This window comes from Streptomyces kebangsaanensis, from assembly GCF_001906585.1.
Classification (GTDB): domain Bacteria; phylum Actinomycetota; class Actinomycetes; order Streptomycetales; family Streptomycetaceae; genus Streptomyces; species Streptomyces kebangsaanensis.
The window spans coordinates 265,122-279,214 of sequence record NZ_JUJA01000157.1; the positions used below are offsets into that span (position 1 = coordinate 265,122).

10 protein-coding genes are annotated in these 14,093 nt (G+C 73.1%); 4 read left to right on the forward strand and 6 right to left on the reverse strand.

The annotated features are described in order from the left end of the window. The 3 genes from RH94_RS28395 to RH94_RS28405 all read right to left on the reverse strand — a co-directional run. Nucleotides 1-686 (reverse strand): DUF4255 domain-containing protein (locus RH94_RS28395; RefSeq protein WP_079189224.1); only part of this gene is annotated, 686 nt, incomplete at its 3' end. Continuing rightward, nucleotides 683-3,979, reverse strand: coding sequence for a DUF11 domain-containing protein (locus RH94_RS28400; RefSeq protein ID WP_073951196.1), 3,297 nt, complete (start codon nt 3,977-3,979; stop codon nt 683-685). The genes RH94_RS28395 and RH94_RS28400, both read right to left, overlap by 4 nt. Nucleotides 3,980-4,126: 147 nt before the next feature. Next, nucleotides 4,127-4,813, reverse strand: coding sequence for a response regulator transcription factor (locus RH94_RS28405; protein WP_073951197.1), 687 nt, complete (start codon nt 4,811-4,813; stop codon nt 4,127-4,129). Between the two features lie 231 nt (nt 4,814-5,044). On the opposite strand from RH94_RS28405, the gene RH94_RS28410 reads away from it, so the two are divergent. After that, nucleotides 5,045-6,376: a COG1470 family protein gene (locus tag RH94_RS28410; protein WP_079189217.1), complete on the forward strand. Its 1,332-nt coding sequence runs from the start codon at nt 5,045-5,047 to the stop codon at nt 6,374-6,376. Nucleotides 6,377-6,927: 551 nt separating this feature from the next. Here RH94_RS28410 and RH94_RS46815 read toward each other — a convergent pair. Next, entirely contained in the window at nt 6,928-7,668 is a 741-nt protein-coding gene (locus tag RH94_RS46815) for a DUF4232 domain-containing protein (protein WP_073951198.1), read from the reverse strand. A 691-nt stretch (nt 7,669-8,359) separates the two neighbouring features. Here RH94_RS46815 and RH94_RS28425 point away from each other — a divergent pair. Both RH94_RS28425 and RH94_RS28430 read left to right on the forward strand, forming a co-directional pair. Then, nucleotides 8,360-8,680 (forward strand): hypothetical protein, encoded by a 321-nt coding sequence (locus RH94_RS28425; protein WP_143204089.1) that lies wholly within the window; start codon nt 8,360-8,362, stop codon nt 8,678-8,680. A 951-nt stretch (nt 8,681-9,631) separates the two neighbouring features. After that, complete coding sequence (locus RH94_RS28430; RefSeq protein WP_234426101.1) at nt 9,632-10,867, forward strand: threonine/serine exporter family protein; 1,236 nt, start codon at nt 9,632-9,634, stop codon at nt 10,865-10,867. A gap of 261 nt (nt 10,868-11,128) precedes the next feature. Here the strand turns inward: RH94_RS28430 and RH94_RS41595 are convergent, their stop codons facing one another. Further along, nucleotides 11,129-12,070, reverse strand: coding sequence for a hypothetical protein (locus tag RH94_RS41595; RefSeq protein WP_073951201.1), 942 nt, complete (start codon nt 12,068-12,070; stop codon nt 11,129-11,131). Beyond that, nucleotides 12,067-12,615 carry a SigE family RNA polymerase sigma factor gene (locus RH94_RS28440; RefSeq protein ID WP_073951202.1) on the reverse strand — a complete coding sequence of 183 codons (549 nt, stop codon included), beginning with the start codon at nt 12,613-12,615 and terminating at the stop codon, nt 12,067-12,069. Before RH94_RS28440 ends, RH94_RS41595 begins: the two co-directional genes overlap by 4 nt. Nucleotides 12,616-12,895: 280 nt before the next feature. On the opposite strand from RH94_RS28440, the gene RH94_RS28445 reads away from it, so the two are divergent. Beyond that, nucleotides 12,896-13,834, forward strand: coding sequence for a GNAT family N-acetyltransferase (locus RH94_RS28445; protein WP_073951203.1), 939 nt, complete (start codon nt 12,896-12,898; stop codon nt 13,832-13,834). Nucleotides 13,835-14,093 lie beyond the last annotated feature (259 nt).

Below are 14,093 nucleotides of genomic sequence, written 5' to 3' on the forward strand. Positions count from 1 at the left end.
CGGCGTCGGCGGGCGGGGACGGGCCGCCGCTCGCGCGGGCCGGCGAAGCCCTCCGGGCCCGGATCACTCGTCTCCGTGTAGCGCAGCCGGCGCCCCGGCGCCGGCCCCCCGCCCTCGCGGCGGGCGGTGGAGCGTACGACGAGCCCTTCGGTGACCGGCGGCGCGACGGCAGTGGTCACCCCCGCGAGCGGCGCCCGCACCCGTACCCCGAGCGACGCCTTCAGCTCCCCGCCGAGTGCCGACCACACGTCCGCGGCGGCCGGTGCGTCGAGCCCGGCCCCGGCGGTGTCCAGTCCCACGGTCAGGCCGAGCTCCGCGAGCGTGCCGGTGAGCAGCCGGGCGGGCAGGGTGTCGGCGGCCGTCAGACGGGCGAGCACCTGCGAGAGCAGGCGGTGTTCGTCCTGTGGGCGGCCCGCCCACGCCGTGACCAGGTACGTCAGGTGGAACCAGCGCGGCGGGGCGCGGCGCGCCACGAGGTGTCCGTCCGCGTCGTGCACCTCCCCGGCGCCGCTGCCGCGCCGGGTGGTGTCCTCGCGGATGTCGTACAGGAAGACGCAGACCGTGGGGGCGCTGCGGCGCGCCGCCCAGTCCCGGGTGGGGGCGTCGAAGACCACCTCGACGCCCGACGCCTCCAGACCGGACTCGCCGAGCAGGCGGCGCAGCCCCTCGTCGACCTCGTGGATCACCGGCGGGTCACCTCGTCGGGCGGCTGCACGGTGCCGCTGACCACCAGGAAGTCCGTCTTCACCGGGGAGAACCCGGGGCCCCTGGCGGTGATGACGCGCGGTCCCGTCTGGTCCTTGGCGAGGATGAGCAGCTGGCCGATGAACGTGCCGTCCGGCTTCGGCACGGTCGGCGCCGCCGCCGCGGTGATCCCCGGCTTCCAGGTGAACCGCACCGGCACTCCGGGCGGGAAGTCCTCGCCGCGCACGGAGGTGACGAAGCCGGGCTTGCCGATCCCCGGCACCGCGACGATGCGCGGCTGGAGGATGCGCAGCCGCTGCCGGGCGGTGTTGTCGCTCGGGTCGGCGTCCGTCCCGCTGGTGGTGAGGATGCCGGTGACCTGGCCGGTCAGCGCCTTGTCGGGACTGAGGACGACCTGGACGACGGTGCTCTCGCCCGGTTTCAGGTCCGGCAGCGCGCACACTCGGGACCGGTCGCAGCCCGGCGGCGGCCCGTTGTCCGGGATGCCCTTGGGCAGGCCGATGCGCAGCCGCAGTCCGGTCGCCAGCGCGTTGCGACCGTTGCGCACGGTGTACGTCACCACGACGCGTCCGCCGACGTAGCCGGGGTTCGGCTGGGCCGTGACGCGCACTCCGGGTCCGGCCTCGGGCTCGTCCGGCTCCGGGATCACGACGGGCGGCGCGGTGGGCGGCGCGGTGGGCGGCGCGGGAGCGGTCGGCGCGGGTGGGGGCGGCGCGGTCGTGGTGGGGGTCCGGGTGGGCGGTGCCGGAGTGGGCGGCGTGGGAGTGGGCGGCGTGGGAGTGGGCGGCGTGGGAGTGGGTGGTGCCGGAGTGGGCGGCGTGGGGGTGGACGGGGGCGGGGACGGCGTGGCCTCGCGCACCGGCACCACGGTCCGGCCGGTGTTGTCGCCGGGCCGCGGATCCAGGACGGTGCCGGCGACCGACCAGTCGACCGGCGCGTCGCCGGGCACGAGCCCGGTGAGGGTGACGTCCACCGCAACGGCCGTGCCGGGCGGCACCACGCCGACGTCGCACTGGAGGGAGGCGGCCGTGCAGGTGCCCCCGGGCCGGGTCAGCCGGGTGACCTCCACGCCGGGCGGCGGAGCGACGGTCAGCCGGGTGCCGGGGGAGGCGGCGGGACCGTTGTTCACCACCTCGACGCGGACCGTGGTGGACTCACCGACGGTGACCTCCGGGACGGTGCCGGGCGCCCGGACCGCGAGGTCCACGGACTGCTGGACGCCGGGTTCCTTCTGCCGGCCCGGCAGGCCGGTGGTGAGCGGGGTGAGACGGCCGGACGCCACGTCCAGGAGGTGCAGTTTCTCGGGGCTGTTGACCGGACGGCCGGAACGGGAGCTGATCACCAGCCCGTTGCCGTCGGCCGTCCAGGCGGCGTCGCGCGGCTGGAACGGGCCGGTGGCCGAGGTGTCCGGCAGTTCCCGGTGGCAGGCGTCGGCGAGGTCGCGGGCGGCGTCGGGCAGCAGCACCCGGCAGCCACCGCCCGACGGGGACGTCAGGAGCATGCCGTCGCGCTCGTCGATCCGGCCGCCGCCGCTCTTGCGGTTGAAGGCGATGCCGCGCCCGTCCGGGGAGAACGCCGGGCTGTCGTCGATGACCTCGCAGGCGCCCGGACAGATCATGGCGCTCAGGTCGCGCTGCCGGCCCAGGTCGCCCACGGGCACGGTCCAGATGTGCTTGTTGCCGCCGCCCCCGTTGATCACATGGTTGCGGGTGAAGGCCAGGGTGGTGCCGTCGGGGGACCATGCGGGCTGGGCATCGCCGCCCCGGAGCTGCCCGTACGGCGGGACGACCTCGCCACGGATCTTGCCGGTGGCCACGTCCGCGACGAGAACGCGGCCGGGGCCCGCGGCGTCGCCGACCCCGCCCGGCGAGGTCCGGGTGAAGGCGAGGTACTTCCCGTCCGGGGAGAACGTCGGGTCGGTGTCCCAGTCCTTCGGGCCGCGTCCCCGGAGCGGCATGGGCGCCGCGTTCGAGCCGTCGGCGTCCACCGTCCAGATCCGCTCGATCCGGTCGTCGGGGGGTCCCTCGAAGCGGGTCACCACGATCCGGCGGCCGTCGGGGGTGTAGTTCTGCCGCTCGTGCCACGGGTCGTACCCGGGCGCGGGCCGGAACAGCGGGTTCCTGGCGGGATCGGTGTTGGTGTCGGCCGCCGGATCCTCCCGGAGGACCGTCGGCCCCAGGTCGCGCGGGTCGGATCCGTCCGTCCGGACGTCCTGCAGCGTCACCGTGTGCGGTCCGCCGGGCGCCGTGGTGCGCTCCACCACCACACCGCCGCCGTCGAGCGGGCCGAGCCAGGTGGGCGAGAGGACCTCCCGGTCCTCGCTGAGCACCACCGAGGGGGTCCGGTCGGAGTGCGCGGGCACCCGGAACACGTGGTCCCAGTCGCCTTTGCACGCACAGGTGCGGTCGGGGCTCAGGAACAGCACGCCGTCCCCGTCGGGCAACCACGCTGCCCCGTGGGTGCGCCACTGTGCCTGCGCGCCCCCGAGCAACGGCCCGTCGACGCTCCCGTCCGTCACCCGCAGCCGGGGGCCGGTCTGCCCGGCGGCGGTGGCGGTGTACGCGATCAGGTCCCGGTGCGCGGCGTCGCCGACCGGGTTCCACACCGGTTCGGTGGCCGTGCCGTTCGCGGGGCCGGTGATCCGGGAGGCGGCGCCGCCGGCCAGGGGACGTACGTAGATCTGCCGGCCGGCCGACGGGTCGCTGTCGCCGGCGTACGCCAGGCGCAGCCCGTCCGGGGAGACCGTCGGCCACTCCTCGTCCGAGGGGGTGTCGGTGAGCCGGGTCAGACCGGTGCCGTCGGTGCGCACCCGCCACAGGTCGCGCTGGGTCCGGCCGCCCGGGCCACCGGGTTCGGCCGAGTCGAACACCACGGCTCGGCCGTCCGGCGTCAGCCGGGGGTGCGCCGCGTCCCGGCCGCTGGTGAGACGGCGTACCGAGCCGTCGGCGGACCTCAGGTAGACCTGCGGATCCTTCTTGTCACGGCGGCTCGCGAAGACCAGCGTGTCGCCGAGGGCGGACGGCTGGACGTCGAAGTGGGCCGGGCCCGCGCCGAACAGCGGTGTGCTGGAGGTGTCGGTGGCGACCCGGCCGAGACTGCGGTGCCGGGTACCGGCGTACGCGATCCGGGTCTCCGCGGTGTCGGCCGCCCGCGGCCGGGGCTCGGCGCTGCTCCGCCCGGAGGCCGCCGTCACCCCGAGCAGCGGGATCAGCAGCAGCAACGACGTGCCGAGCCCGCCCAGACGGCGCCGCCCGCCGGGGCCGGCGGTTCTCATCACAGTCCCCCCACACAGTCTGGTACGGCATCCGGATGTGCCCCCGCCACCCTGCGACGGCGGTGAGCGGCGCGGCAGGGCGGCGGGGCCTTACCCGGGGGAAACGTGTGGTGCTCTTTCGGGCAGTGCCGGGGTCCCGGCCGTCGTTCAGATCAGCCCGTTGCGCAGCGCGTAGCCGACCGCGTGGGCCCGGTTGCGCAGCTGCAGACGCGTGTTGATCTCGTGCAGCACGTTCTTGACGGTCCGTTCGGAGTACGCGGTCTTGCGGGCGATCTCCGCGGTGTCCAGGCCCTCCGACACCAGACGCAACATGTCCGCCTCGCGCGTGGTCAGCGTGGACAGGCTCCGCGGGTCGAGCGCCGAGCGCTGGAGGCCGCCCACGTGCGTGAGCAGCTTGCCGAGCAGGTCACCGGGGAGCACGCCCTCGCCGTTGGCTATCGCCAGGACCAGGTGGAGGAGCCGGTCCTGGTCGGCCTCGGTGCGCCGCAGCACCGCCACCACGCCGCACTCGATGACGCGTTGCAGCGCGCCGGGTCCGAGGGTGCCGACCACGAGGCCCGTGCGGGTGGTGGTGTTGTGCCGTAATCGGTGCAGCAGGGCGGCCACGTCGTCGTCGACGCCGTCCACGACCACCAGCGACGCCTGGGCCTGCTCCGCGTCGGCCTCGCCGAGCAGGTCGACCTCGGGGCGCGAGCGCAACTGCTGGACGACGCCGACGCGCAGGACCGGATCGGCGGCGTGGACGGCCACGGTCACCCGGCCCGGGGAACCGGAACGGGAGGTCACGTGCGTGGGCCGGGCCTGGGCGGGTACGCGTAACGTGGTGGCGGACATGGCCCGGTTGCCTTCCTTTGGGACGGACATGGGAAGTTGCCTGTCTCGTAGGTCCGTGGGGTGACGCGGGGACGGCACGACCGTCCGTGTACGACTCGTACAGAACGAAGAAGCGCCGTGACTCCGCACCCTCACGAAGGAGTCGGTCATTGCTTCCCGGGCATGACTACTGCCCGGGTGTTGCCCTCGCGCTCCTCGTTGAGCCCCTGGGCACGGTTCTACCGTCGTGGCGTGACGCCTTCTGCAGCCTCTTCCGGTCCCGGTGCGCCCGGGCTCGACATCCCGGCGGTGACGGTGACGCCGGGTGGCACCGCGACGACCAGCGTGACCGTCCGCAACGACAGCGACATCGTCGAGGCGTACAGCCTGGAGGTCGTCGGGGACTGCGCTTCCTGGGCGACCGCGGAACCTCCACGGGTCTCTCTCTACCCCGGCACCTCGGAGACGGTGACGATCCGTCTGGACCCGCCGCGTTCCCCGGAGGTCCGGGCCGGTGAGGTGCCTCTCGGGGTGCGGATCCTGCCCACCGAGCACCCCGAGTCGGTGCGGGTCCCCGAAACCACCGTGCGCGTCGAGGAGTTCCGGGAGCTGCACACCGAGCTGGTTCCGCGTCGCCGGCGCGGCTGGCTGCGCGGCCGCTACCGGCTGGCGGTGCGCAACCGGGGCAACTCCCCGGTGCGGGTGAGCTTCACCCCCGACCAGGCGGGCGAGGAGCTGAAGTTCGCCTTCAGCCCGGCGGAGCCCGCGCTGGAGCCCGGCGAGTCCGCGGAGGCCGGGCTGCGGGTCCGCACGGGCAAACCGGTGTGGTTCGGCGCCCCGGTGGTGTGGCCGTTCACCGTGGACACCGCCGAAGCCGGTGATCAGGAGGCGGCACGACGGGACGCGACCGCCGTCCGGGCGCCGCTGGACGCGGAGTTCGTCCAGATCCCGGTCTTCCCCAAGTGGCTGCTCGCGGTGCTCGCGGCACTGCTGGCACTGCTGCTCGCCTGGTTCGCACTCGTTCGTCCGATGGTGCGCAGCGCCGCCAAGGAAGCGGCCACCGAGGCGGTCCAGCCGCGCCCCACGCCCGCCGGAGAGTCGGACGGGCAGACTCCGGGCACCGGTTCCGGCGGCGGTCCCGGCGGCGGCCCGGACGCTCGGCCCGGCGGCCAGGGGAACGGCCAGTCGTCCGGACCGGGCGGTGACGGCACCTCGACCGGCGTCGGCCGGCAGAGTTCGGCGACCATCGACCTGCAGACGTCCGGCGGGCAGACCAGGACCGGTACCTACCGGGTACCCGAGAACAGTGTCTTCGGTGTCACCGACATCGTCGTCGCCAACTTCCAGGGGGACGAGGGGGTGCTGACGATCTCCTTCGGAGACCGCAAGATCACCACCATCGCGCTGGAGACCTTCCGCAACCAGGACTACCACTGGGTAACCCCCATCGAGATCCCTGAGAACGACACCGTGACGATCAAAGTGACCTGTGACAAGCCGGGAACACCGGCCACCGGTCGCCGGGCGCCGACTTGCCACGAGGTCCTGAACGTGAGCGGTACGCTCGGCCGTACCACGCGATGACTCACGCCTCAAGCATCAAGCCATTGTTGATCGGCATTGGCATCACCTGTAAAGCTTTGATCTTGTTCCGTCCGGAAATCGACACTTGAGTCCGAAAACTGGTCCGTTGCGGACGGAAACGCTCCGCTTCGACGTCAACGCCGCGTCCGGAGGACGGACCGCGGCCACGGGTTCGGACCGAACCGCATCGGGGCCGACCGCCGGATGTTCCGGAGAGGCGCGGGAGTCGATCCCGTGCGGCAGGGGCGCACGTCACCGGAAGGCGTGTGCACACGCGGAGGCGGCCCGAGCCGGACGACCACCCCGGCACAAGGCATCCGCGCATGTCAGCGCCGTACGGCCTGCCCGGGCGCCGTCGTTTCCCAGACCGAGAGCGCGAGTTCGGTTCTCGTCGCCCGCTCCCACACGAAGGCCCAGGTCAGGCCCGGGCCTTCGTGCTGTCTGCCGTGGTCAGTGGTCGCGTATCGGATCGGTGCCAGGAGGCCCGGCGGACGCCTTCGTCGCGGCCGTGGCCCTGGCCTTCCGCACCGTGGCGTCAGTGGGCCGATGCATCACCAGGCCAGGGCGTCGGCCATGGTCGACTGCCAGTACGAGACTCCGGCCGAGTCGTCCACGTACACGCCCTTCGCGGGGAGTGACGGGCGGGCGGCGCTCGCGCCGTCGTTGAAGAAGACCGCGAGGGACTTGGCCGTGTGGCCGTTGGAGCCACTGCCGTCCGCGGCCGAGAGAAGGACGCTCGCATAGCCCGACTCGCCGGGGGCCAGGGTGACCACCGCCTGGGGCTTGGAGTCCTCGAAGGCCCGAGGGACGGACTGGGCCTCACCGAATCGGGCCGCCGGATAGCCGATGAGGTGGCAGTTCTTCGAGCCGGTGTTGGTGACGGTGAGGAGAAGGTGGTTCAGGGGGCGGGAGACCTCCGTGGCGGTCATCCGGGTGGAGGCGCTGGAGCAGGGGGTCGAGGCGGACGCCGGGTCCTTGGAGCCCGTGGAGCCCGTGGAACCCGGCGAGTCCGTGGAACCCGACGAGCCGGTGGAGCCCGTTGTGCCGCTTGAACCGGCCGCGCCGCCTGCCGCGCCTCCGGAGGCCCAGCCCGCCCGGCCGGCCTGTCCCGCCCCGGTGGAGGTTCCCCCGCTCGTCCTGGGTGAGGACGTGGGCGCCGGCGTGGATGCGGATCCTGCCGACGCCCCCTCGTCGTGGACGCCCTCTCCGTTGCTGCATGCCGTCAACGTCAGCGCGGCGGCCGCGAGCGCGGCAGCGGCGAACACGCGGGTGCGGTGGGTGCGTGTGGACATGTGATCCCCCTTGGTCATTACGTGTTGTGGCAGGGGCCGTTCGCCCGGATGCCGGGAGCGGCGTGCTTGGACGGCCCAAGCTTGTGCGGTGCTCCGTCCCGACCGCCACGGCTGCCGGGACATCTGGGACGCTGGGACGCTTGCAATAGCTCTGACCTGGGGGAATGACCACCCCCTGGAATGAGGTTCCGGGACGTGGGGAGGGAACGGAACAGTGGCGGGAGACGAATTCTCCGAGCTGTTGGGCCGGTCGGTACGTCGACGGGGACGCCGTGCCGACGGAGTACGCGCCCGTGGAACGGTTCGCGCGGGCGCACAACGTGAGCTGGTACCCGGAGCTGACCCGGTCAGCGGTGACCGGCGGGGCATCGTGCGCGTCGACGACGGCAAGCCCTTCCGGACGGGCGGGAACACGGTTCGGCCCGCGTACACCTGTCCGCTCGGTGCCTCCGAGTGGGGACGGGACGAGGGGAACCCCGACCTCCCCGGCTGAGCGCCCGGCGGGCGGCATCTCACGCGGCCTCTCCGGACTCCGCGCGTAGGCGGGGCGGGCTGCCCGGGCGGCGTTCGGGTGGGGCAGGACGGCGGTGCGGACGGGACGGGAGCCGGGGCGAGTGGTGGGCTGAGGAGGGCAGTCAGGTGACCGACCTGGTTGCAGCGCCAAGAAGACCGTGCCGGTACGCTCCCGGTCATGACGGCACCTCCGGCGGGCTCCGGGACAGCTCACCGCCCGACCGCGCTGTGGGGCGTCTCCTTGGCCTCGCTGGGCGTCTTCCTCGTCAGCTGGGCGCTGTGCTGGGCGAACGCGTACGTCGTCAACGACGACCTGCCGAACACCTGCGGCGACCTGCGCCGGCAGAGCTTTCCGCCAGAGGTGGCATGCGCGTCCGCGGACGGCACGCTCACCGGTGCGAACGCCGGCTGGCTCCAGGCCCTGTTCTTCGCCTCGCTCGTGGTGTCCATACTGCTCACGAGCATGGTGCTGGCGCTCGCGACCGTCCGCAGGAAGTGACGCGTACGGCCCGGGCCCCGTACCAGTGGGACTCGAAGACGTGATCGGCTCCCCAGCGTCAGGGAGTGGAGGGCGGTTCCCGCGGGAACGAGTCGAGGCCGAGGTACGGCACGGAAGTACGGCAATCCCAGCGACCGCCCCCGTCCGGTGGCGTCCCTCCGGGACCGTGGCGCGGCCGGTACGACCGTTCGCGACCGACCCGCACACAGCTACGGATCGGATGCTCCTCTGCCGCAGGCGTGCCGACCGGGCGCAGCAGCGGTGACGGCGCCCCATCTCGGCCAACGGTGACAGACGGGCCACCGTCACCACCAGTGAAACCCCGGGTCGGAGAACCCGGACCATGCGGGTTTCCGCCCAGGTGTGGCGGTGCGGCAAGACGGGGCGCTTCTTTCCGTGAAAGTGGGCGCCGCTCCGAGCCCGGGTCCACGCCTGCTCTCTTCACGTGCCGCCTCCTGTGGGATGATCACGCCGCACGGGAAGGGAACGGTGCGTGCCTGAGGACCGGAAACAATCCCTGGTCGAACGCCCCGGTTGGATGGTGCTGAGCCTCGTCTGGTCCGGGTGGACGGCCGCCAGTACAGCCAGTCCGCTGTGGGTCCGCCTTGGAGGGCTGGTGCTCTTCGTTGCCTGGGCTGCGCTCCTGCTGCGTCATGTGGTCAGACACCGCCGGACACGCAAGTCCCGCCCGTCCTGAGATCCACACCTGACGTCGTCAACGACGGCGCCCTTGATATACGGCACGGGTCACGCTGGATCAGTTCGTCATCGGCGACGGTTTCCGTGACGGCTTTCAGGGGCCGGTACGCCTTGGCTGTGATCGTCTTGACGCCCGTGCTCCGCAGCCGCTCGGGTGACGGGGACCGTGCTGCCCGAGATGCCGGGAGTCAGCCGTCCACGCAGGCTGGAACTCCTGGTCCCGGAGCGAGGATGCGGGCGTTGGAGGCGGGCGTGGAGCAGCGATCGGTCGCGGATCTCGACGCCCTCACGGCGTTCCTGGCCCGGCTGGCCGGACTGCTGCTGCGCTCGTCCGGCGAGGGTGCCCATCTCATCGAGCGAGCCGTGGCCGACAGTGCCCGTGCCTTCGGCGGTGCCGCGTCCCTGCTGCTGGTGCCGGAGGCGGCGGTGCTCACGGTCACCGCGGCGGACGGCGGTACCCGCGCCGTCATCGTGCACGGCTTCCCGGAGGTCTTCCGCCTCGACCAGGTGGCCGCGCTCAAGCCGTTCCTCGCCGACGTGCGGGCAGGCCGGACCGGGATCGCGGAGGCCGACCACAGGCTGAGGGGGATCGAGGCGGCGCCGGCGCCGTACCCGTGGTGGCTGAAGTTCCTCGGCATCGTGCTGTTCGCGCTGGGTTTCGCGCCGTTGATGCAGCCCACCTGGTACGAGATCGCCACCACGGCCGTGCTGGGCGCGCTCGCCGCGACTCTCGCGGTCACCGCCGACCGCGTGCCCCGGCTGCACCGGTTCCTTCCACTGGCGGTGTCGACGGTGGTCTCCGTCGTCACGATCGAGCTGTTCGCCGACGGCCCCGCACACGGCGGCCCCGTCCTGCTGATGCTCCCGGCGCTGTTCTACTTCGTCCCCGGCGACTACTTGAGCGCGGCGACCGCCGAGCTGGTCGCCGGCCTGATCACCACCGGTGCGATACGGCTCGTCTACTCCGTCTTCCTGCTGGTCCAGCTCTATGTCGGTGTCCTGCTCGGCGTCCTCTTCGCCGGCGCCTCCCCCCACACCCTCTTCGACGTCGCCGCCCACTCCGACCTGCCCCGGTGGGCGCTGTTCCTGGCCTGGATCGTCTTCACGGCGGGCACTCTGTTCGCCTTCGCGATCCCCCTGCGCTTCTTCTGGCCGCTGCTCCTGCTCGTCTACGTCACCGTCGGCGTGCAGTCGGCGTTCACGAAGCTCGCCGGTGAGACGGGCGCCACCTTCGTCGCCGCGGTCGTCCTCGCCGCCGCGGCCACGCTGATCGCGCGCGGGCCGCGCCGCCCGCCCCGGCTGATCCTGATCCTGCCCGGCTTCTTCACGCTCACCGTCGGCTCGCTCGGCATGCGCGGCCTGACCACTCTGGCCGGCGGCCATGTCGAGGGTTTCCAGGACCTGCTGAAGCTGGTCACGGTCGTCACCGCCCTCGCCCTCGGCCTGGTGGTCGGCGAAGCGCTCACGCAGGGGCGTGGCGACACATAGGCGAAGCGGCACCACGACCCACGCACCGGCAGGCCTTCGCCGAGCAGGACGACGTGGCCCGCATGAGCCGGGCCCCGCCCACGGCGCACAGCGTGGACCGCCGACCGCTCCGGGGCGAGAACCACGCCGGAACGGATCCTGACCGAGTGCGACGGCACCCCCGGACCCGTGATCCCCGGACCCGTGCCCCTCGTGCCGCACCGCCGACCGGGATCCGGGAGCGCCGCCCCCCGTGTGGCGCCCCCCGGCCGGGTGGCGCTGCTACAGCCGCTTCTCGTAGTTCTTGTCCTCGTCGGAGTCGTAGACCAGCTTGCCGTCGGCGTCATAACCCTTGATGCGCGGGGCCACGGTGACCTGCTGGTCCAGGACGCCGGAGGCGACGAACCAGCCGTGGTCCAGGGCGGCCTGGCTGGTGGCGCCGCCGTAGGAGACGGTCACCCGGGCCACTGACGGCTCGACGGTGCCGATGACACCCCATCGGAACGGCAGCTTCCAGTTGCCGCGGTCGAGGACCGACTGCCGGTGGAGCTTGCCGCCGTTGCTGTCCGCCGCCACGGGGCCGGCGTCCGGCAGGTCATCGGCGCCTACGCTGGTGTTGAGGCCGCTCGCCTCACCGTCCTTCACGTTGCAGATCAGCCGGGTCTGCTGCGGTCGCTCCTTCACCGCGACGACGTACATGCCGTCGCCGGGCGCGTTGGAGTCGCCGGTGCTGTTCATCGCCAGGATGATCCGGTACTCCTCTGCCGCGCCCAGGTCCGGGCGGGGACCGGACGGGCTGTGGGGGAGCGACCGGTCGTACGCGAGGCACTTCTCCAGCCCGTCGACGGCCTGCCCGAAGGTGATCCCGTCGAGGAGCTGGTCCTCCGTGGCCGGTCGCGCGGGTCCCGACGGCGACGCGGACGGTGTCGGTGTCGGCGTCGGTGTCGCCGACGTCCGCGGCATGGCGCCGACCGACGCCGCCGTGTTTCCGCCCACACCTCCGTCGGCCAGCGCGTACGCCCCCACGGGCAGCGTCGCCAGCGCCACCAGGGCCGCCCCGGCCGCCGCCACCCGGCGCCGCTCGGTCGTGCCCCGGCGGCGGATCGCCGGATACGGCACCGGCGCGGGCCGGATCGTGTTCGCGCCCTCGGCGAGCAGCTCGCGCAGCTGCTCCTCGAAGTCCCCGCCGGCTCCCGTCCCCTGCTGCTTCTGCTCGTCGTTCACTTGCTGCCTCCCTGCCCGGACGGCACTCGGCTGCGGACGGGTCCGTCCACGACCTGCGCGAGCTCCGGATGCGTACGCAATTTCGCCAGCGCCTTCGACGCCTGGCTCTTGACCGTGCCGGGCGAGCAGCCGAGCACCCCGGCGACCTCGGCCTCGGACAGGTCCTCCCAGTAGCGCAGGACGACCACCGCCCGCTGCTTCGGCGGCAGTCCGGCCAGCGCCGCGAGCAGGGCGCTGCGCTCGTCGGCCCACGAGACGGCCTCGTCGCGCCCGGCCACCTCCGGCGGCGCCGCGGTCAGAGCCTCCCTGACCCGCCGCTTGCGGAACCGGTCGCTGTTGCAGCTGACCAGTATCCGCCGGACGTACGCCTCCGGACTGTCGCTGCGCGAGACCCGCCGCCATGAGCGGTACGCCTTGGCCAGCGCCGTCTGGGTCAGGTCCTCGGCGTGGTGCACGTCGCCCGTGAGCAGATACGCGGTCCGTACGAGATGGGACCACCGCGCTCCGACGAACTCTTGGAACTCGGCCTCATGTTTGGCCTGCATCAAGCACCCTCCCTCGCCCTCCAGACCACGGTTCCGGCGGATTCGGTTGCCCGGGATCCGGTGCCTCGTCGGTCAGGTGAGCGGGGTCGCCGTCGACCGTCGGCGGAGACCGGAGCGTCAAGCACCTCCCGGGACCGGACGACATCCCGACAGAGGCTCGCGCCGATCGGGAACAGCTGAACGGAGCGCGGTCGGCACGCCGGTGCGGACAGTGGGTGGCAGGCGGCAGGCGACGACAAATGCCTTGCTCCGGTACCCCCCGGCCGTGAGCATGGGCCGAATGCGATTTCTTTCCGCCACCGCGGACCCCACCGCCCTCGACCGTGCCACCGCGTACCCGGCCGACGGTCCCGTCGCCGCCCTGACCGCCGGGAGGATCCGCGAGGAGCTCGACGCCGACCGGTTCCGGCCGGAATGGATCTGGCTCGCCGAGGACGAGGGCGGGCAGGTCCTCGCCCGTGCTCTGTGGTGGGGCCGTGCCGACAGCGAGCGGCCCATAGCCCTCGATTGCCTCCAGGTCCGCTCCACGGTCGCCGATCCTGTCGCCGTCGCCACCGGGCTCCTCGACGCCGGGCATGCCGCCTTCGGCACGCGCCCGCTGTACAACCTCTCCCTCCCGGCGGACTGGAGCAGCCGACCGGAACTGACCGAGGCGGTCGCCTGGCGTCGCGAAGCGGGCTTGCGCGCGGGGTTGGGCCGGGAGATCCAGCGCCTGCGCTACGAGTGGACCCCGGCGGCGGGACTGCCCGAAGCCGGTGGCCGGCTGGCGTTCCGCGAGGGCAGCGACGAGGAGTTCCTGGAGGCCTTCGTCCGGGTGTCGGCCGGCAGCCTCGACCAGGCCACCCTTGACGAGCTGCGCACGAAGGACGCCGGGCAGCTGGCCGAGGAGGACATGCGGTTCTACCTCGACTGCCCGGGCGAGCGCTCCTGGTGGAGGCTCGCGAAGCTGCCCGGCGGCACGCTCGCCGGTCTGGCCGTCCCGTCGGCGACCCCGTACCACCGCAACGTCGGCTATCTCGGTGTCGTACCCGAGCAGCGCGGCAAGGGGCTGATCGACGAGATCCTCGCCGAGATCACCCGCTTCCACGCGGCCGAAGGCGCCGAGCGCATCACCGCGACGACGGACACCACGAACGTCCCGATGGCCGCCGCCTTCGACCGCGCCGGTTACGAGATGACGGAGATCCGTATGGTCCTGGAGACTTCGGGGACCGCCTGACCTGCCGTACGCCCGCACACCCGCCGGCCCCGGGAACGGCGTTCCCCCACCTCGCGAACCGCGTTTCGTCAGCGGTTCTCCCCGAGCGGTGGTCGCCGGCACGGCGGAGGCACGGACCGGACGGCGCGCGTGCCGGGCGCGTGCCGGATCACGCGGGGAACCACGGGGAACACCGCGGGGCGGTGCGCGCCGCGCGGCACCGCCCCGGAACCGTCGGGCCCGCCACGCCGCCGCGCTGCCCCGACCACCGCTTGCCGGC